This window comes from Streptomyces sp. NBC_01408 (genome assembly GCF_026340255.1).
In the GTDB taxonomy this organism is placed as follows: domain Bacteria; phylum Actinomycetota; class Actinomycetes; order Streptomycetales; family Streptomycetaceae; genus Streptomyces.
Genome location: NZ_JAPEPJ010000001.1, coordinates 4129018 through 4146261, shown reverse-complemented (window position 1 = coordinate 4146261; position 17244 = coordinate 4129018). Strand labels below are relative to the sequence as shown.

The 17244-nt window shown below is 70.2% G+C and carries 17 protein-coding genes; all 17 read right to left on the bottom strand.

The features are described from left to right. Nucleotides 1-45: 45 nt before the first annotated feature. Complete coding sequence (locus OG447_RS18930) at nt 46-882, bottom strand: xanthine dehydrogenase family protein subunit M (protein WP_266937954.1); 837 nt, start codon at nt 880-882, stop codon at nt 46-48. Further along, nucleotides 879-3305 carry a xanthine dehydrogenase family protein molybdopterin-binding subunit gene (locus OG447_RS18925; RefSeq protein WP_266937953.1) on the bottom strand — a complete coding sequence of 809 codons (2427 nt, stop codon included), beginning with the start codon at nt 3303-3305 and terminating at the stop codon, nt 879-881. Before OG447_RS18925 ends, OG447_RS18930 begins: the two co-directional genes overlap by 4 nt. Beyond that, nucleotides 3302-3832 carry a (2Fe-2S)-binding protein gene (locus tag OG447_RS18920; protein ID WP_266937952.1) on the bottom strand — a complete coding sequence of 177 codons (531 nt, stop codon included), beginning with the start codon at nt 3830-3832 and terminating at the stop codon, nt 3302-3304. The genes OG447_RS18925 and OG447_RS18920 overlap by 4 nt, the downstream gene beginning before the upstream one ends. Continuing rightward, nucleotides 3817-4560: an NADPH-dependent F420 reductase gene (locus tag OG447_RS18915; protein ID WP_266937951.1), complete on the bottom strand. Its 744-nt coding sequence runs from the start codon at nt 4558-4560 to the stop codon at nt 3817-3819. Before OG447_RS18915 ends, OG447_RS18920 begins: the two co-directional genes overlap by 16 nt. Further along, on the bottom strand, nt 4497-5981 hold the full coding sequence (locus OG447_RS18910) for an aldehyde dehydrogenase (protein WP_266937950.1): 1485 nt from the start codon (nt 5979-5981) through the stop codon (nt 4497-4499). The genes OG447_RS18915 and OG447_RS18910 overlap by 64 nt, the downstream gene beginning before the upstream one ends. 38 nt (nt 5982-6019) lie before the next feature. Then, nucleotides 6020-6760 carry a type 1 glutamine amidotransferase domain-containing protein gene (locus OG447_RS18905; protein WP_266937949.1) on the bottom strand — a complete coding sequence of 247 codons (741 nt, stop codon included), beginning with the start codon at nt 6758-6760 and terminating at the stop codon, nt 6020-6022. Nucleotides 6761-6829: 69 nt separating this feature from the next. Beyond that, nucleotides 6830-7573, bottom strand: coding sequence for a MinD/ParA family protein (locus OG447_RS18900; protein ID WP_266937947.1), 744 nt, complete (start codon nt 7571-7573; stop codon nt 6830-6832). After that, complete coding sequence (locus tag OG447_RS18895; protein ID WP_266937946.1) at nt 7573-8832, bottom strand: PP2C family protein-serine/threonine phosphatase; 1260 nt, start codon at nt 8830-8832, stop codon at nt 7573-7575. The genes OG447_RS18900 and OG447_RS18895 overlap by 1 nt, the downstream gene beginning before the upstream one ends. A 195-nt stretch (nt 8833-9027) precedes the next feature. Further along, on the bottom strand, nt 9028-9492 hold the full coding sequence (locus OG447_RS18890) for an anti-sigma regulatory factor (RefSeq protein WP_266937945.1): 465 nt from the start codon (nt 9490-9492) through the stop codon (nt 9028-9030). Then, a complete protein-coding gene (locus tag OG447_RS18885) occupies nt 9489-9800 on the bottom strand; it encodes an STAS domain-containing protein (RefSeq protein ID WP_266937944.1) in 312 nt (103 codons plus the stop codon). The genes OG447_RS18890 and OG447_RS18885 overlap by 4 nt, the downstream gene beginning before the upstream one ends. A gap of 26 nt (nt 9801-9826) precedes the next feature. Next, the gene (gene glgX / locus OG447_RS18880; protein WP_266937943.1) at nt 9827-11968 is read right to left on the bottom strand and encodes a glycogen debranching protein GlgX; all 2142 of its coding nucleotides are present in this window, start codon (nt 11966-11968) and stop codon (nt 9827-9829) included. Then, entirely contained in the window at nt 11965-12315 is a 351-nt protein-coding gene (locus OG447_RS18875; RefSeq protein ID WP_266937942.1) for an STAS domain-containing protein, read from the bottom strand. Before OG447_RS18875 ends, glgX begins: the two co-directional genes overlap by 4 nt. 37 nt (nt 12316-12352) lie before the next feature. Continuing rightward, entirely contained in the window at nt 12353-14173 is a 1821-nt protein-coding gene (locus OG447_RS18870; protein ID WP_266937941.1) for an AGE family epimerase/isomerase, read from the bottom strand. Between the two features lies 1 nt (nt 14174). Continuing rightward, nucleotides 14175-14633 (bottom strand): VOC family protein, encoded by a 459-nt coding sequence (locus OG447_RS18865; RefSeq protein ID WP_266937940.1) that lies wholly within the window; start codon nt 14631-14633, stop codon nt 14175-14177. Further along, on the bottom strand, nt 14633-15244 hold the full coding sequence (locus tag OG447_RS18860) for a DJ-1/PfpI family protein (RefSeq protein WP_266937939.1): 612 nt from the start codon (nt 15242-15244) through the stop codon (nt 14633-14635). Before OG447_RS18860 ends, OG447_RS18865 begins: the two co-directional genes overlap by 1 nt. Further along, nucleotides 15237-16850: a GMC family oxidoreductase gene (locus OG447_RS18855; protein ID WP_266937938.1), complete on the bottom strand. Its 1614-nt coding sequence runs from the start codon at nt 16848-16850 to the stop codon at nt 15237-15239. Before OG447_RS18855 ends, OG447_RS18860 begins: the two co-directional genes overlap by 8 nt. Nucleotides 16851-16861: 11 nt before the next feature. After that, on the bottom strand, nt 16862-17242 hold the full coding sequence (locus OG447_RS18850) for a nuclear transport factor 2 family protein (RefSeq protein ID WP_323181788.1): 381 nt from the start codon (nt 17240-17242) through the stop codon (nt 16862-16864). Between the last annotated feature and the right edge of the window lie 2 nt (nt 17243-17244).

Sequence of the window (17244 nt, the reverse complement as noted above, 5' to 3'; positions counted from 1 at the left end):
CTCCCCCGTGATGGGGCCCGTGACGGGCCCCGTGGCGTGCGGTGGTCAGGCGAGGGCCTGGGCCCTCGCCAGCGCGCGGGCCGTGAGCACCCCCGCGAGGTGGCCGAGGTACTCGGCCGAGGTGCCGCGCCCGGGGACGAACAGTTCCCGGGGTTCGCCGCGGAAGGCGGCGAGCACGGCGTCCGTGGTGTACGGGCCCCCGCGCAGCCGGTCCTCGACCCCGCGCAGCCGCAGCGCGCGGGGGGTGGCTCCGGTGACGGCGATGCGCGGCCCGTCGGGGGTCATCCGTACGGCGGCGGCGCACACCGGGTAGCGGGTGGCCCGGTCGGCGGTCTTCTCGAAGGCGGCGGCCCGTCCGGCGGCGGGCACCAGCAGCGCGGTGACGACCGAGCGGTCGGGTGCCCCGGTGGCCGCGAACTCCTCGGCGGGTACGGTCGACCGCCCGCCGGGACCGGCCAGTTCGACGGCGGCGTCGGCGGCGATGGCGGCCACGGGCAGGTCGGTGGCCCGGCCGGGGGCGGCGAGGTTGCCGCCGACGGTGCCGAGGTTGCGGACCTGGGGGTCGCCGTTGGCCCGGGCCGCGGCGGCCAGTTCGGGGGCCTCGGCGAGCACCAGCGGGTCGGCCGCGAGTTCGGCGAGGGTGGTGAGGGACCCGATGCGCAGTCCCTCGGGGCCCCGGCCGATGCCCCTCAGCTCCTCCAGGCGGCGGATGTCGACGAGCAGCCGGGCCCCGTCGGCGCCGAAGCCGTTCTCGCCGGTGCGCAGCCCGGGCAGCAGGCTCTGTCCGCCGGCCAGTACCCGGGCGCCCCGGGTGCCGGAGAGCAGGGTCAGGGCCTCGTCGAGCCCGACGGGCCGGACGTAGTCGAACTCGGTGAGGATCATCGGGCTTCTCCTCGCAGGCGGCGCCAGACCTTCTCGGGGGTGAGCGGCATGTCGATGTGCTGCACTCCGAGGTCGGAGAGGGCGTCGACGACCGCGTTGACGACGGCCGCGGCGGGCGGCACGGTGGCGATCTCGCCTGCGCCCTTGGCGCCGAGCGGGTTGTGCGGTGAGGGCGTGACCGTCTTGTCCAGGGTGAACAGCGGTACGTCGGCGGCGCGCGGCAGGGCGTAGTGGTCGAGGTCGGAGCTGATCAGCAGTCCGTTCCCGTCGTACTCGGCCACCTCCATCAGCGCCTGGCCGAGGCCGTGCACGATGCTTCCCTCGATCTGGCCGAGAACCACCTTCGGGTTGCCGATGTGTCCGGCGTCGTCGACGGCCGTGTAGTCCACCACTTCGGTCTCGCCGGTCAGTTCGTCGACCTCGACGACCGCCACGTGCGTACCGAAGGGGTAGTTGAAGTCCGGCGGGTCGAAGTGGGTGGTCTCGTCGAGGGCCGGTTCGATCTCCGGGGGCAGTCCCCAGCCGTACCACATGGCCATCGCGAGCTCGGCGAAGGTCTTGGTGTTCTCCGGGTTGCCCGCCTCGTAGACCTTGCCGCCCTCGTAGACGACCTTCTCCTCGGGGACGTTCAGGAAGACGGCGCCGGCCCGGACCAGCTTGCTCTTGATCTTCCGGGCGGTGAGCGCGACGGCCGGGGCCGCCATGCTGTAGGAGCGGGAGCCGTAGGTGCCCTGGCCGTACGGGGCCTTCAGCGTGTCGCCCTCGAGGACCTGGACGGTGTCCGGGTCGATGCCGAGTTCGTCCGCGGCGACCTGGGCGAACACGGTCCCGTGGCTCTGGCCGGTGGAGGCGGAGCCGACGGTGACGGTGACCTCGCCGGTGGGGTGGACGCGGATGTTGGCGCTCTCCCAGGTGCCGCCGAGCATGCCCTCCTGGGACATCCGGGTGGAGGGGCCGACGCCGCAGATCGCGACGTACGTGGCGATGCCGACGCCGAGCCGCTTGCCGCGGGCGCGGGCCTCGGCCTTGCGGGCGGGCATGTCGGCGTAGCCGGACAGTTCGATGGCCCGGTCGAAGTTCAGCTGGTAGTTCCCGGAGTCGTAGGTCCAGCCGAGGCCGTTGTCGTACGGGAACTTCTCCTTCGGCACCAGGTTCTTGCGCCGCACGGCCGCCGGGTCCATGCCGATCTCCGAGGCGTACCGGTCGACCAGGCGCTCCATCAGGAACGCGGCCTCGGCGCGCCCGCTGCCGCGCTGGGCGCCGAGCGAGACGGTGTTGGTGAAGGCGGCGTAGACCTCGCAGAAGGCCGCGTCGATGTCGTACATCCCGCTGATGGAGCGGCCCATCAGGGCGGTGGCGACACCCGGGCCGATCGTCGAGGGGTACGCACCGAGGTTGGCGTAGCTGGTGCAGCGCAGGCCGGTGATGCGGCCGTCGCGGGTGCCGGCGAGGGTGACGTGCTGGCGGTGGTCGCGGCCCTGGACGGTGGAGTTCATCAGCCCGGTGCGGGTGTCCACCCATTTCACGGGCCGGCCCAGCGCTCTGGACATGAGCAGGACGAGCGGCATGTCCGGGTACAGGTACCCCTTGGTGCCGAAGCTGCCGCCGACGGTCGGGGCGATCACCCGCAGTTTGTTGAAGGGGATGCCGAGGACCAGCGCGGAGAGCAGGAAGCGGTGGTTGTGCGGGCCCTGGGTGGTGGCGTACAGCGTGTACTCGCCGGTGGCGGCGTTGTAGTCGCCGACCGCGCCGCGCGGTTCGATGGGGCTGTTGATGGTGCGCTGGTTGACGAGGTCGAGTTCCACGGTGACCTCGGCCGCGGCGATGGCCGCGTCGGTGCGGTCCTTGTCGCCGCAGGTCCAGTACGCGTTCAGGTTGCCCGGTACGGCCTCGTGCAGCTGGGGCGCGCCTTCGGCGAGGGCCTCGTCGGCCCGGGTGACCACGGGCAGCGGCTCGTACTCGACGGTGATGGCGGCCAGCGCCGCGGCTGCCTGGCGCGGGGTCTCGGCGACGACCACCGCGATCGGGTCGCCCACGTGGCGGACCGCGTCCCCGGTGAGGACGGGCCGGGCGCCGGGAAGTCCGTAGGGGTGGGGCGGGAAGTGGCTCTCGACCCCGCCGGGTATCCAGATGCAGGGCAGCGGCATGACGTCGGTGAAGTCGGCCGCGGTGGCCACCTTCAGGACGCCGGGCAGCTGCTCGGCCGCCTTGGTCTCGATGGAGAGGATCTTCGCGTGGGCCACGGTGCTGCCCAGGATGGCCATGTGGGCGGTGCCCGGCAGGTCGATGTCCGCGACGTACTTCGCCTCGCCGCGCAGGAGCTGCGGGTCCTCGCGGCTGTCCAGCGGCTGTCCGAGCAGGCCGTTCCCGCTGGGGGCGGTCTCCTGCGGCGGTGCCGTCTGCTCCCCCGTCACTGTGGTCATGTCCCTGACACCTCCTGTCCGGCTGCGATGCCCGAGGCGGAGCCGGCGGGGACCTCGGCGCGGGCGGCGCAAGCGCGCTGCACTCCGCGGACGACGCTGTGGTAGCCGGTGCAGCGGCACAGGTTGCCGGTGAGCCACTCACGGATCTCGGGCTCGGTGGGCGCCTCGCCGCCGGCGGTGGAGTCGACGAGCTCGCCGAGGGCCATGACCATGCCCGGGGTGCAGAAGCCGCACTGGGTGCCGTGCTCCTGGCGCAGTGCCTCCTGGAGGCCGGACAGTTCACCGCCGGGGGTGGTGACCCCCTCGATGGTGGCCACGTCGGAGCCGGCCGCCGAGGCGGTCAGGATCAGGCAGCTCTTGACGGACCGGCCGTCGAGCTGGACGACGCAGGAGCCGCACTGGCCGGTGTCGCAGCCGACCTTGGTGCCGGTCAGCCCGAGGCCGTCGCGGAGCCGTTCCACAAGCAGTTCGTTCGGCTCCGCCGAGAACTGCTCGGGTCTTCCGTTCACCTTCAGTGAGATATCCATGCCAGCGCCTGCGCTTCCGTGAGCGGCCGGTTGAAAAGGGGCCCGCCGGGCTGCTGGAGAATTCCTCCGGAGTGCAGCGGGCCGGTGTCGACGGGCGCGAATCCCAGATCCGTGATGATTCCCGCGACGATTTCCTTCGCTTTCACGTCGTCGCCTGCCACGAAATGGGCCAGGCGTTCCGACCCCGTCCGGTCCGGCGCGGTGCCGGCGACGGCGAGGGTTTCGAAATGCATGGTGTTCAGGGATTTCACCAGCCGGGCGCCGGGATACCAGTCGGCGACGAGTTCGCTGGAAGCGCGCTCGCCGAAGTCCCGTGGTGCGCCGGGGCCGGTGAAGGCGTTGGTGGCGTCCACGAGCACGGTGTCCCGTACGGCCTCTTGCGGCAGCAGTCCGCGGACGCTGTCGAAGGGCACCATCAGCACCAGGAGTTCGGCCTGGCCGGCGGCCTCGGCGGGGTGCGCCGCCGAGGCCGCCGGTCCCAGTTCGGCCACGAGCGGGCCGAGGGTCTGCGGCCCGCGGGCGTTGGCGAGCACGACCTGGTGTCCCGCCGCCACGAGGATCCTGGCGAGGACCGTGCCGATCCGCCCGGTGCCGATGATGCCTGTCTGCATTGACTCTCCTCGACGTTCGGTTCCGTGCGGCCCGGTACCGGCCCGTACGGCTGTCAGTCCATGCCGATCCAGACCGACTTGGTCTGGGTGTAGCTCTCCAGCGACTCGGGGCCGCACTCGCGGCCGTAGCCGGAGGCCTTGTAGCCGCCGTAGGGCACGGCCGGGTCGTACTGGTTGTAGCAATTGACCCAGACCGTGCCGGCCTTGATCTGCGAGGCGACCCGGTGGGCGCGCCGCAGGTCCTTGGTGTGGACGCCGGCGGCGAGGCCGTACGCGCTGTCGTTCGCGATGCGTACGGCGTCCTCCTCGGTGTCGAAGGGGATGATCGACAGCACCGGGCCGAAGATCTCCTCCTGGGCGATCCGCATGCCGTTGTCGACGCCGGTGAAGATCGTCGGCAGGAAGTAGAGGCCCTGGCTGGAAGCGCCTTCGGGGGTCCAGCCGGTGCCGCCGGTGCGCAGGGTGGCGCCTTCCTTCTCACCGACCTCGATGTAGGAGCTGACCTTGTCGAACTGGCCGCGGTGGGCCAGCGGCCCGAACAGCGTGGCGGGATCGCGCGGGTCGCCGGGCTTGAGGGCGGCGGCCCGGCGCACCAGCCGTTCGACCATCTCGTCGTGGATGGGCCGGTGCAGCAGCAGCCGGGAGCCGGCGGTGCAGATCTCGCCCTTGTTGTAGTAGATGCCGAAGAAGGCGAGTTCCTCGGCGGCGTTGAGGTCGGCGTCGGCGAAGACGATGTTGGCGGACTTGCCGCCGAGCTCCATCGTCACCTTCTTCAGGGTGCCGGCCGCCTTGCGGATGATGGACTGGCCCACGGAGGTGGAGCCGGTGAAGGCGATCTTGTCGATGTCCGGGTGGTCGGTGAGGGTCTCCCCCAGTTCCACGCCGGGACCGGTGATGACGTTCAGCACCCCGTCCGGGATCTCCGCCTCCTGGAAGAGCTCGGCGATCTTCAGGGCGGTGAGCGGGGTGGCCGGGGAGGGCTTGTGGACCACCGTGTTCCCCGCCGCCAGCGCCGGTGCGATCTTCGTCATCGACAGCAGCAGCGGGAAGTTGAACGGGGTGATGGCGCAGACCACGCCCAGCGGTTCGCGCAGGGTGTAGGCGAGCTGTCCGCCGGCCGGGGCCCGCGAGGAGCCGTCGACGCGGGTCACGGCACCGGCGTAGTAGTGCATGAGCTGCGCGGCCATGGGTGCGTCGACCGTGCTGGAGAAGGCGAACGGCTTGCCCATGTCCACCGTCTCGAGCATGGCGATCTCTTCCAGGTCGCGCTCGATGAGCTCACCGACCCGGTTCAGCCGCAACGCGCGCTCCTGGGCCGACAGTCTGCTCCACGGACCTTCTTCGTACGCCTTGCGTGCCGCGGCCACCGCCGCGTCGGCGTCGGCGGCGGTGGCCTGGGCCACCGGCACGATCTCCTTGCCGTCCACGGGGCTGATGTCCGGCTCGGTACGGCCGTCCTGGGCCGGGACCCATTTGCCGCCGATGAACAGTTTTCCGGGATTGGCCAAGGGCTGGTCGCTGAGCGCGCGCCTGGTCATGGCTGCTGCCTTCCGGTGTCGAGTGCGGGGCGGAGGAGCTAGCCCTTCGCGAGCTGACGTAAGAACGTCTCGGCGAGGGCCTTGGAGGAGTACGGGTTCTGGCCGGTGGTCAGGTTGCGGTCCACGACCACGTGCGAGTCCCAGATGGCCTCGGCCTTCTCGTACCGCGCGCCGAGCCGGGTGAGCTCGACCTCCAGGATCAGCGGGAGCCGGCCGGCCATGTTGGTGACCAGCTCCTCGCTGTGCGAGAAGGCCGTCATCCGGTAGCCCTCGAAGGGCCAGTGGCCTTCGCCGTCGCGCAGCGCGAGCAGCGAGGTGTGGCCGTGGCAGACGGTGGCGAGCGGCTTGTCCTGGGCGATGGTCCAGCGCAGGATCTGGGCGAGTTCGTCGGACTTGGGGAGGTCGCCGATGGCTCCGTGGCCGCCGCTGACGTAGACACCGTCGTAGTCGGCGATGTCCTTCTCGGTCAGGGATTCCAGGGCGATCGGGTTCTTCAGCTGGGACGTTTCACCGATGACGCGGACGTATTCGGCGGCGTTGGCCGCGTCCTCGTCCGGGGAGCCCTCGGGACGGACCCACCGGAGGAACTGGGGGTCGATGCTCGTCTGGTCGACGGTGGGCGCCTGCCCGCCGATCGTCGCGACGTCCACGGTGTGGCCGGCGGCCTTGAACAGCGTATAGGGCACGACGAATTCCTCGGCCCAGAATCCCGAGGGGTGCTGTTCTCCGTCCAGCAGATGGAGTGTGGCCTTGGCCGTGATGACGACGAGAATCTTCATGATTCTCTCCTTGTTCTGGATTCGCTGCCGATTCAACACGCCCCTAGCAGGGGACGTAAGGGGAGGGCGTCATGCCCGTGATACTTCGTCACGTGCGTCCAACGCCGAGATGATGGTGCGGAATTCACCGACCATGGGGTGGTCGGGATGGGCTTCTGCGAATATGCGCTCTCCGTAGAGAGCGGCCATTTCCGGCGAGTAGGGAAGGATTCCGGCCAGGGGTGCGCCGTACACCTCCTCGGTCCGCCGCCGGGCCTCGTCCCGGTCGAGTCCTTCGGGGGCCATGCTCAGCACCAGGGTCCGCCGGCAGGGCAGGCGCCCGGCCAGGGCGATGGTCTCCTCGACCCCCGAGAGGTCGATCCGGTCGGCCCGCGCCATGATCATCAGTACGTCGGCGCTGGCCATGGCCGTCACCGACTCGTTGTTGAGCCCGGCGTGGGTGTCGAGGAGCAGCACGTCGAGCGCGTAGTGCTCGGCCAGCCGGTCGAAGCCCTCCGGCAGCAGCCCCACGTCGTAGCCGCTGGTCATGATCTCGCGCAGGGCGGCGGTGCCGGTCCGGGCCGGGACGACGTACAGCCCGGGCACGGCCACCTGCTGGGCCGCGGCCTCGATCTCGCAGCGTCCGAGCAGGTAGTCGGCCAGGGAGGCGCCGGGCCCGAGCCGGAACAGCAGGTCCAGGGTGGGTGACTGGATGTCGGTGTCCACCACCCCCACACGGCGTCCCCCTGCCGCGATCAGCAGCGCGAGGTTCGCCAGTACGGAGGACTTCCCGGTGCCACCGCGGTGCGAGTGCACCACGATGGTGCGGGTCATTAGGCCACCACCTTGTGACCGGCACCGTCCGCGTGCGGCCCCCGCGCCGCACGAGGCCGGTGGAGGGCCAGCATGGTGACGTCGTCGTGCTGTTCGGCCGTCCCGGTGTGCTCGAGCACCGCCACGTCCATCCGGTCCACCACGTCCTTGCCGCTCACCAGGGGCGCGGTGAGCAGCTCCAGCATCCGTTCGTCGCCGAAGAAGCTGCCTCTCGGGCAGCGGGCCTCGGGCACTCCGTCGGTGAAGACGAAGAGGGTGTCGCCGGGGTCCAGCTGGGCGTAGCCGAGGGTGTAGACGCAGTCGGGGAGGACCCCGACGGCCGGTCCGGTGATGTCCAGCGCGAGCGGCGGGCTGCCGTCGCCGGGCAGCAGCAGGGGCGGGTTGTGGCCGCCGTTGATGTAGACGAGGCTGCCGGTGACGGGGTCGAGCACCCCGAAGAACAGGGTGGCGAAGTACCCCTGCCGCAGGTGGTTGCGCGTGAGGTAGCCGTTGGTGGCCGTGACCGCGTTGAGCAGCGGGGTGGCGCCGACCACCGGGATCCGCCGGCTGCCGCCGGTGCGCCCGGCGGCCACCAGGTGCTGGAGGCCGCTGTTCTCCGCGGTGTGGCGCAGCAGGGAGCGGATGAGCGCCATGAAGAGCGCGGCGCCGACCCCCTTGTCGCAGACGTCGGCGACGATGAAGGCGAGCCGCCGGCCGCGGGAGATCTCGAAGACGTCGTAGAAGTCCCCGGCGACCTGCCGGGCGGGCCGGAAGCGGACGTCGATCTCCCAGCCCGCGGGGACCGGCAGCGATTCGGGCAGGAACCCCGCCTGGATCTCCCGGCCGATCTCCAGTTCCTTCTCGTAGCCCATGAGTTCGGCGCGGGCGTCGGCTTCGCGCAGGGTGCGGCCGAGTCCGGCGCGCTCCGAGCAGCTGTGCAGCCGGGCCCCGACGAGGGCGGGCAGGAAGGGCGGCACCAGGTAGTCGTGCCCGATCCGGACGTGTTCCTCCAGTGCGGCGAACGCGGTCACGGCCCAGACGACGACGATGGGGGCCCCGGCCCAGCGGCGCAGCCGGCGTACGGCCGTGCGTATCGCCTCCCCGTCCGCCTCTGCGGGAGCGAGCAGTACGTCCGCGCCGGCCAGGTCCTCCAGTGGGCCCGACAGCAGTTCGGACAAGGTACGGGGGACGAGTCCCGCATCCATCTCCCGTAGTGCGGTGAGCAGTTCGGGTGGCGGAGGCGGGTACTCGTCGAGGATGATCACGGTCGTGGAGGCCATGGGTCCGTCCCCTCAGCGTCTCTGACCGGCGCAGCGATCCCGCCGATCGTCTTCGTGCCCTGGTGCCATCCTGCGGCCCGTGTGAGCACGTCCCTCCGGACGCTGGTCGGCGCAAGCCGGTACGGCTGTACGCCAAGGAGGGTGCCCGACGTCGCCTGGGCGCCGGGCGTGCGTGCACATGTTGTCACGATGCCGCTACGCATGGCTACTCGAATCCTGGACCTTCACAGTCAGCGTGCTGATGTTGCTGCCGTCCCTGTGTGCGTAGCTGAACTCGTCCACGCTGGTCAGCGCCAGGTGGATGCCGAGGCCACCGATCCGCCGGTCCTCCGGGGCGACCCCGGGGACGGGGGGCAGGCAGCCTGCGACGGGGTCGAAGGGGGGCGCCGAGTCCTCGATGACGATCTGCACCCCGCCGGGACCGGAGCGGCCGCGGACGGTGATCCGCCCGTCGCCGCCCCGGTACCCGTGCATCACGATGTTCGTGGCGAGTTCGTCCACGGCCAGCCGGATCCGGTACGCGGCGCCCTTGTCCAGGCCCGCCCGGCCGGCCAGCCGCAGGACGAACGAGGCGATGTCGCCCAGTGCCCCGATGGTCGCGGGCACCTCCAGTACGGCGGACGTCCTCGCCAGTTCGACCATGTCACTCACGGTGGTCACTCATCGGAGAGGACGATGCTGCGGTCGAGCCCCGCGGTCCGGATGGTCCGGGAGACGGGCTCGATCGCACCGACGACCTTGATGGTGACGTGGTTCGCCACCTTCTGCTGGGCGAAGACCAGGGAGCGCAGTCCGGCGCTGGCCATGTAGCCGACGCCGGCCATCCTGATCTCGACGGTGTTGGTGCCGTGCCCGGCGGCCTTCTCGATGGTCTGGTGGAACTCCGGGGCGGTCTTGGCGTCCAGCTCGCCCGTCAGTTCGATCACGGTGGTATCGCCCTCGATGCTCAGGGACACGGAAAGCGGCATGTCAGGTCTCCTTCGGTCAGGGCGTGTCAGGGCATGTCGGGGTCGGTGTTCGTGCGGCCCACCAGGATCACGACCGACCGCGGGCCGATCAGGTACTTCCCGGCGTTGTCGAGTTCCTGCTCGGTGCCCGGGGTGCGGATGTCGTGCGGCGCCTCGGCCCCCGTGTCGGCGAACAGGTGCCAGCTGCGGCCGCCGGGCAGCGGCGGCAGTTCCAGGTCGTGCGACTCCCAGTGCGAGTTCATGGCCACGTACACCACGTCGTCGTCCCCGGTGCCGCAGCGGGCCACCGCCAGCAGCCGGCTCTCGGCCGACCAGTCGGGCTGCCAGGCCCGCTCCCCGTGCCAGCTGATGTCCGGCAGGCCGAGGTCCTCGCGGACCTGGCCGGTGGGGTGGGAGGTGGAGCGCAGCTCGCGGTGGTGCTTGCGGAAGGCGATCATCTCCCGCGTGAACCGGAGCAGTTCCGCGTTGTCGTCGACCTGGTCCCAGTCGAACCAGGACAGTTCGTTGTCCTGGCAGTACGTGTTGTTGTTGCCCTGCTGGGTGCGCGCGACCTCGTCCCCGGAGAGCAGCATCGGGATGCCCTGGCTGGTGAAGAGGATGGCGAGGGCGTTCTTCATCTGCCGCAGCCGCAGCGCGTTGACCTCGGGGTCCTCGGTCGGTCCCTCGGCCCCGCAGTTCCAGCTGGCGTTGTCGTTGCCGCCGTCGTTGTTGCCCTCGCCGTTGGCCTCGTTGTGCTTGTCGTTGTACGAGACCAGGTCGGCCAGCGTGAAGCCGTCGTGCGCGGTGAGGAAGTTGACGGAGGCGGAGGTGCCGCGGCTGGAGTACAGGTCTGGCGAGCCGGCGATGCGGGTGGCCATTTCGCCGGTGAGCCCGGGGTCGCCCTTGAGGAAGGCACGCACGGTGTCGCGGTACTTCCCGTTCCACTCCGCCCAGCGGCCGTACGCCGGGAAGTTGCCGACCTCGTAGAGGCCGCCGGCGTCCCAGGCCTCGGCGATGAGCTTGGTGTGCCGCAGGACGGGGTCGTAGGCGAGCAGTTCCAGCAGCGGCGGGTTGGGCAGCGGGGTGCCGTCCAGGGAGCGGCCGAGGATGGCCGCGAGGTCGAAACGGAAGCCGTCGATGTGGTAGTCGGCGACCCAGTGGCGCAGGCAGTCGAGCACGTAGTTGCGCACGACGGGGTGGTTGCAGTTGACGGTGTTGCCGGTGCCGCTGAAGTTGAAGTAGTACCCCTCGGGCGTGAGCATGTAGTACGTGGCGTTGTCGAGCCCCTTGAAGGAGATCGTCGGGCCCTGCTCGTTGCCCTCGGCGGTGTGGTTGAAGACGACGTCGAGGATGACCTCGATGCCGGCCGCGTGCAGGTCCTTGATCAGGGTGCGGAACTCGTCGCCCTGCATCCCGTACCGCCCGGTGGCCGCGTACCCGGCCTTCGGCGCGAAGAACGAGACGGTGTTGTAGCCCCAGTAGTCGTAGAGCTGCTCTCCGGTGTCCGGGTTGGAGCGCGGGTTGTCGCTCTCGTCGAACTCGAACACGGGGAGCAGCTCGATGCAGTTCACCCCGAGTTCCTTCAGGTACGGGATCTTCTCCCGCAGCCCCGCGAAGGTGCCGGGGGCGGTGACCTGCGAGGAGGGGTGCCGGGTGAAGCCGCGCACGTGGGCCTCGTACACGACGAGGTCCTCGGCCGGGATCCCCAGCGGCGTGTCGTCGCCCCAGTCGAAGTCCTGGAGGCAGACGCGGGAGCGGTACTGGTAGCCGCGGCTGCGGTCCGGCTCCACGCCCCACACGTCGCGGCCGGAGATCAGCCGGGCGTAGGGGTCGGAGAGGACCTGCCGGGCGTCGAAGCGGTGGCCGGAGACCGGGTCGTAGGGGCCGTCGGCCCGGTACCCGTACTCCATGTTCTCGTGGTCGAGGCCGAAGACCGTCATGGCGAAGACGCTGCCGGTGCGGAACTCCTCGGGGAATTCCAGCTCGGCCGTCGGCTCGGGCTCTCCGCGCTTGTAGATGACCAAGGTCATGGAGGTGGCCTGGTCGGAGAAGACGGAGAAACTGACCCCGCCGGGGACCACGTTGGCCCCGAAGGGGAAGGGCTTGCCGGCGCGGACGCGGTACCCGCCCACCTCGTGGGTCGGGTACGCGTCGACGCGCAGGACCTGCTCGGACCCGGCCTCGCTCATCGCGCGGCCTTCGCCTTGGACTTGGCGAGCGCCGCGGCGGCCTCGCCCGTCTCGAAGAAGTCGAGGAACCCGGTGGCCGACATGACGAACCGGACTTCCTCGCTCACCCCGTAGAGGGTGACGGCGACGCCCGCGTGCTGGGCCTCGCGGTAGACGACGAGGAGGGTGCGCAGGCCCGCGCTGGAGACGTAGGTGACCGCCGTGAGGTCGATCTTCAGCGGCTTGCCCTCGCGGACCAGCGGCAGCAGCGCCTGGAGCAGCGCGCCGGATGTCCCGCTGTTGATCTCGCCGGTGGCGACGAGCACGGTGCCCGTCTTGTTCCGGCGTTCCTTGATGTTGAGAGTCATTGCTTTCCCCTCTGGTTGGGGCGCCCCCCGTTGAGCGCTACTTGGCCACTGGACGCAGCCGCACCTTGACCTTCACCCGGCCCTGGACATCGGGCAGGCGGACGGTGAGCTGGTCCGCGTCGAACTCCTCGTACGGCTTCTCGTCGATCTCGACGGACGCGATCCGCACCGAGCCCGCGGGAAGCAGGTCGGGCGAGACGCGCAGCACGCGGTCGGGCAGGTTGGTCGGGTCGGGCTGGAAGTGGAAGTCCATCTCCCGGCCGTTGACGAGCAGGTTGTTGTAGACGGCGGAGAGGTAGCAGAGCTCCGCCGAGTGGTACATGGACATCGAGTGGCTGCCCTTGAGCCGCTCGGTGCCGAGCAGGTACGGGGTACCGCTGGCGAGCACGTTGAAGTAGACGGCGCCCTCGTCGTGGTCGAGGAAGAAGGTGTTGTAGAAGGCCTGCGCCTGCCGGGCCTCGCGCAGGTTCGCCTCGCCGCCGACGGTGCCGTTCAGGATGAGGTAGGCGAGGATCGCCTGCTCCTGCTGCCACCACGCCTTGCGGTCGTGCCAGGCGAAACGATACGTCTCCTCGTCGCCGGACTTGACGCGCTCGACGACGTCGTACCAGCCGCCGCGCTGCACGTCGCTGCCGACCGCCGGCATGATCTCGCCGATCTTCTTGGCGAGCTCCTCGTACGCGGGCTTGGCCTTCAGCGAGTTCATCCGCATCAGGTTCCAGGCGATCTTCAGGTTGTGGCCGACCACCGCGCGGTTCTGCTGCCAGCTGTGCGCCTTGTCGTGCGACCAGTCGCGCATGAAGCGCTCCTGGACGAACGGGCTGTTCTTGTAGTCCGGGAACTTGTCCGCGATGGTGTCGAAGGTGTACTCGAGGAAGTCGGCGTACTTCTGGTCGCCGGTCGCCAGGTACAGGTTGATCAGGTACGCGGGCGCGTGGTCGCCGACCGAGTTCCAGTTCTTGCGCTCGGCGTTCTCCCCGAGGGACTCGTGGTCGGCGCTGAACAGGATCGGGTCGATGTGCGAGTAGTAGCCGCCCTGCTCCGGGTCGAAGAAGAACTTGTCGAACAGCCGGATGGTGGCGTCCGCATCGTTCTTGATCCGGATGTCACCGGTGACCCGGTACGTCTGGATGGGACCGGCGAGGGCGTAGATCTGCTCGTACATCGGGATCGCGTCGTAGTCGTCGGAGAACTCCGAGGTGAACAGCTTGCGCTCGGTGTCCCCGTCGACGCTGATGCCGTGGTACCAGAAGACCACGTCCTCCTCGCTGTCCACCACCCGCATGTGCTTGCGCAGGTACTCGGTGCCGCGCTCGGCGACCTCCAGGTACTCGTCCTTGCCGGTCAGCAGGTAGGCCGAGGCCATGCCGTAGACCAGGCGGGAGATCGTGTCGGTCTCCTGGACGTGGCTGGCGGTCTTGTCACCGCCGAGGCGGATCTCGGTGCGGTACTCGGTGAAGTCCACCGGCCCGTCGCCGAACTGGGCCCGCTTGTAGAAGTCGGCCAGCGACTCGATCTGCTTGATCCACCAGCTGGGCTCCTCGAAGCGGTAGTCCTCGGCCCCGCGGCCCAGGAACACCACGCGCTTGGCTTCGAAGCGCCCGCCCTGCTCCGGGTAGTGGACGCCGTAGACGAAGAGGAACCGGCCCGGCGAGAGCATCTCGTCGATGTGCCCGGAGGCGTCGATGTACGGCTCCTCCAGGTTGCGGACCAGCTCCGCGCTCGGGTCGCCGGCCAGCGAGACGTCGAACGTCCGGCCGTCGGAGGTCTTCAGCCGCAGCAGGCGCGAACCGGAGTCGAAGTGCTCGACGTATCCGGCGATCGTGTCGGAGAAGGAGAAGCTCACGGCGTCCGCCATGTCATGCACCGTCCTTGTCGTGAGAGCCCTCGTGAGAGCGGTCGTCCTCGAAACCCTGGCTGACCTCGACGATCACCCCGTCGGGGTCACGGACCCACACGGTCCGCCACCCGCAGATGAAGTCGTCGAAGTCCAGCGGACCCAGGGTCACTTCGGCCGCGTCCCCGAGCGATGCCAGGAACGCGTCCACGTCGTCGGTCTGGAAGGCCAGGTGGCGCATCCGGCCCGGGGCCTGCGGCCCGTCGTCGTGCGCCTCGCGGGCCGGTTCGGGGCCGGCCGCGAAGAGCTCCAGGTACGCGTCCCCCTTGCGCAGGAACACGATCTGGGCCTCCCCGAGGTCGACCACCCGGGCGCGGGTGAAGCCGAAGTACCGGGTGTAGAACTCCTCGGTGGTCTTCTGGTCCGTGCAGTTCAGGCCCACGTGGGACCAGACCATCGGCCGGTCCGCGGCGCCCGGCATCAGCCGGCCCCCCGGCCCCGTCCGGCCGCGACCAGCTCGATGATCCGGCGGGCGAAGAGGTGGTGGTGGGCGCCGGTGCGGCCGGTGACCAGGTCCCCGTCGACCACCACGTCCTCGTCGACGTACTGCGCGCCCATGTTCCGGACGTCGCCGATGAGGTTGTTGTGGCAGACCACCTTGCGGCCGCGCACCTTGCCCGGGATCGAGGAGGCCAGCCACATGCCGTGGCAGATGATCCCCTTGAGGACCGTCGGCTCCTCGAAGGCCCGGCGCAGCAGCTCCGTCGCCGGGGCCAGCTGGTCCACGTCCTCCGTGTAGCGCAGCCGGTCGGCCACCATGCCCGAGGGCACGATGATCGCCGCGTACCGGCGCAGCTCCTCGTCGCTCAGCCCCTCCAGGGACTGGCTGGCGGTGAAGGGCGCCCGGTACTCGTGGCCGGAGAAGGTGATGGAGTCGTTGCCCCACAGCCGGGTCAGGAAGTCGACCTCGGCGCCCTCCTCCGCGAACCGGTGCTGGTAGTAGAAGATCTCCGGCTCGTAGAAGTCGCTCTCGACCAGGACCGCGATGCGGGTCCCGGACAACGCGCCCTCGCGCAGGACGACATCAGGCACGGGACACCCCCTTCAGGAAGTCCGCCGCGCGCTCGGCGATCATCGCGATGGCGGTGTGGCAGTTGCCCGACGGGACCGCGGGCATCACGCTGGCGTCGACGACGCGCAGGTTCCGTACGCCGTGCACCCGCAGCTCGGGGTCGACGACGGAGAGGTCGTCGATGCCCATGCGGCAGGAGCCGGCCTGGTGGTGGTAGCTCTCCGACTTCTGCTTCACGAAGGTCCGCAGGTCGTCGTCGGTCACGTAGCCGGGCCCGGGCTGGAGCTCCTGCTTGTACCAGGGCGAGAAGGCGGAGGTCGCGAAGATCTCCCGGGCGATCTTCACGCCCTGCACCATCCGCTCCAGGTCCCACCGGTCGCCCAGGTAGTTCGGGTGGATCAGCGGGTGGGCCAGCGGGTCGGCGCTCGCCAGCCTGATCCAGCCGCGCGAGACCGGCCGTACGACGCCCGGCAGGATGGACACCGTGTTCGGGTGGTCCTGGCCGACGATCACGTCGAAGGGCACGTGGACGAAGGCGATCTGCAGGTCCGGCGCCGGCAGCCCGGGCTGCGAGGACAGGAACAGAGCGCTCTCCGACAGGTTCTGCGCCGGCGGCGGCAGCTCCTGGGTGACCTCGGCCATCAGCCCGGTCAGGACGTGGTTGTGGAAGTTCTCGCCGACCCCCGGCAGGGCGGCGGTGACCGCGATGCCGTGCTCGCGCAGCTGCTCGGGGTGGCCGATGCCGGAGAGCAGCAGCAGCTTCGGGGACTCGATCGCCCCGGCCGCCACGACCACCTCCCGGCGGGCCCGCACGGTGTGCGCCCCGGGCGTCTGCGCGGAGCTGTGGCCGTCGCGCACGGTCCGGCCCGGGAACTCGGCGGGGGCCTGGAGCTGGACGTACTCGACGCCCGTGCAGGTGTCCCCGTCGAAGAGCAGCCGGGTGGTCTGCGCGCTGGTGCGCAGGGTCAGGTTGGCGCGCTCCAGCGCCGGCTCCAGGTAGGAGGCGAGGGTGCCCTGGCGGCGCCCGTCGGCCACGTCGATGTGGTGCCAGCCGGTGCCGAAGAGGCCGCGCCGGGGTCCGTCGGTGTTGAAGTCTGCGATCTCCTGGTGGCCCAGCTCGACGGAGGCGTCGATGAAGGCGCGGGAGACCGGGTTGGGGCCGTGCAGCCCGGCGTTGGTGATCCGCTGCGGCCCCCGGGTCCCGGTGGTGGCGGCGGTGGCGTCCTCCTGGCCCTCCAGCAGGGCGAAGTACGGGAGCACGTCCTCGTATCCCCAGCCGGCCGCGCCCTGGTACGCCCAGTTGTCGAAGTCCGAGGCGTGGCCGCGGATGTGCATCATGATGTAGAGGTTGCTGCTGCCGCCGGGGGCCTTGCCGCGCGGTTCGTAGGTGCGGCGGCCGTCGAGGCCCGGCTGCGGGACGCTGGTGTAGCCCCAGTCCACGGGCCCGCCGAGCAGCTTGTACCAGGAGGACGGGTCGTCCACCTCGGGCGGGATCCGGGAGCCGCCCGCCTCCAGGACGAGGACGGAGACGTCCGGGTCCTCGGAGAGCCGGTTGGCCAGGACACTGCCCGCGGTGCCGGATCCCACGACGATGTAGTCGTACTCTTCGGTCTCGGAGACGCCCACGAGTTCCCCCCTCAGCCCTGGCTCAGCACCTGGAAGGGAACGGTGTCGTGGTAGTTCGCCATGTAGGCGATCTTTCCGTCCACGATCCGGAAGAAGTTCATGACCTCGGCCTCGATGGCCTCGCCGGAGGCGCTGACGGCGGTCAGGTGGGAGACGGCCGCGGCCTTCTCCCCGTCGACGATGAAGTGCACGGGCTCGTTCCGGAAGACCCGGTACATGGTGCCCATGCCCTTCATCATCGAGCGCAGCACCTCCAGGCCCTCGATGTGGCCGGCCAGCTGCTCGTCCATGACCTGGTCGTCGGCGAACAGGTCGCACCAGCGGTCCCAGTCCCCGGCGTTGGCGTACTCGTAGTACTTCTGCAGGATCTGCTTCGCGTCCATCGCGCTCATCC

Bases quoted from the DNA above. Each gene is read 5' to 3' on its own strand.
- OG447_RS18900 (WP_266937947.1), bottom strand. From the start codon at position 7,573: ATGACCCGCACCATCGTGGTGCACTCGCACCGCGGTGGCACCGGGAAG.
- OG447_RS18895 (WP_266937946.1), bottom strand. From the start codon at position 8,832: ATGGCCTCCACGACCGTGATCATCCTCGACGAGTACCCGCCTCCGCCA.
- OG447_RS18885 (WP_266937944.1), bottom strand. From the start codon at position 9,800: ATGCCGCTTTCCGTGTCCCTGAGCATCGAGGGCGATACCACCGTGATC.
- OG447_RS18870 (WP_266937941.1), bottom strand. From the start codon at position 14,173: ATGGCGGACGCCGTGAGCTTCTCCTTCTCCGACACGATCGCCGGATAC.
- OG447_RS18925 (WP_266937953.1), bottom strand. From the start codon at position 3,305: ATGACCACAGTGACGGGGGAGCAGACGGCACCGCCGCAGGAGACCGCC.
- OG447_RS18905 (WP_266937949.1), bottom strand. From the start codon at position 6,760: ATGAAGATTCTCGTCGTCATCACGGCCAAGGCCACACTCCATCTGCTG.
- OG447_RS18850 (WP_323181788.1), bottom strand. From the start codon at position 17,242: ATGAGCGCGATGGACGCGAAGCAGATCCTGCAGAAGTACTACGAGTAC.
- OG447_RS18910 (WP_266937950.1), bottom strand. From the start codon at position 5,981: ATGACCAGGCGCGCGCTCAGCGACCAGCCCTTGGCCAATCCCGGAAAA.
- OG447_RS18930 (WP_266937954.1), bottom strand. From the start codon at position 882: ATGATCCTCACCGAGTTCGACTACGTCCGGCCCGTCGGGCTCGACGAG.
- OG447_RS18920 (WP_266937952.1), bottom strand. From the start codon at position 3,832: ATGGATATCTCACTGAAGGTGAACGGAAGACCCGAGCAGTTCTCGGCG.
- OG447_RS18875 (WP_266937942.1), bottom strand. From the start codon at position 12,315: ATGACTCTCAACATCAAGGAACGCCGGAACAAGACGGGCACCGTGCTC.
- OG447_RS18865 (WP_266937940.1), bottom strand. From the start codon at position 14,633: ATGCCGGGCGCCGCGGACCGGCCGATGGTCTGGTCCCACGTGGGCCTG.
- glgX (WP_266937943.1), bottom strand. From the start codon at position 11,968: ATGAGCGAGGCCGGGTCCGAGCAGGTCCTGCGCGTCGACGCGTACCCG.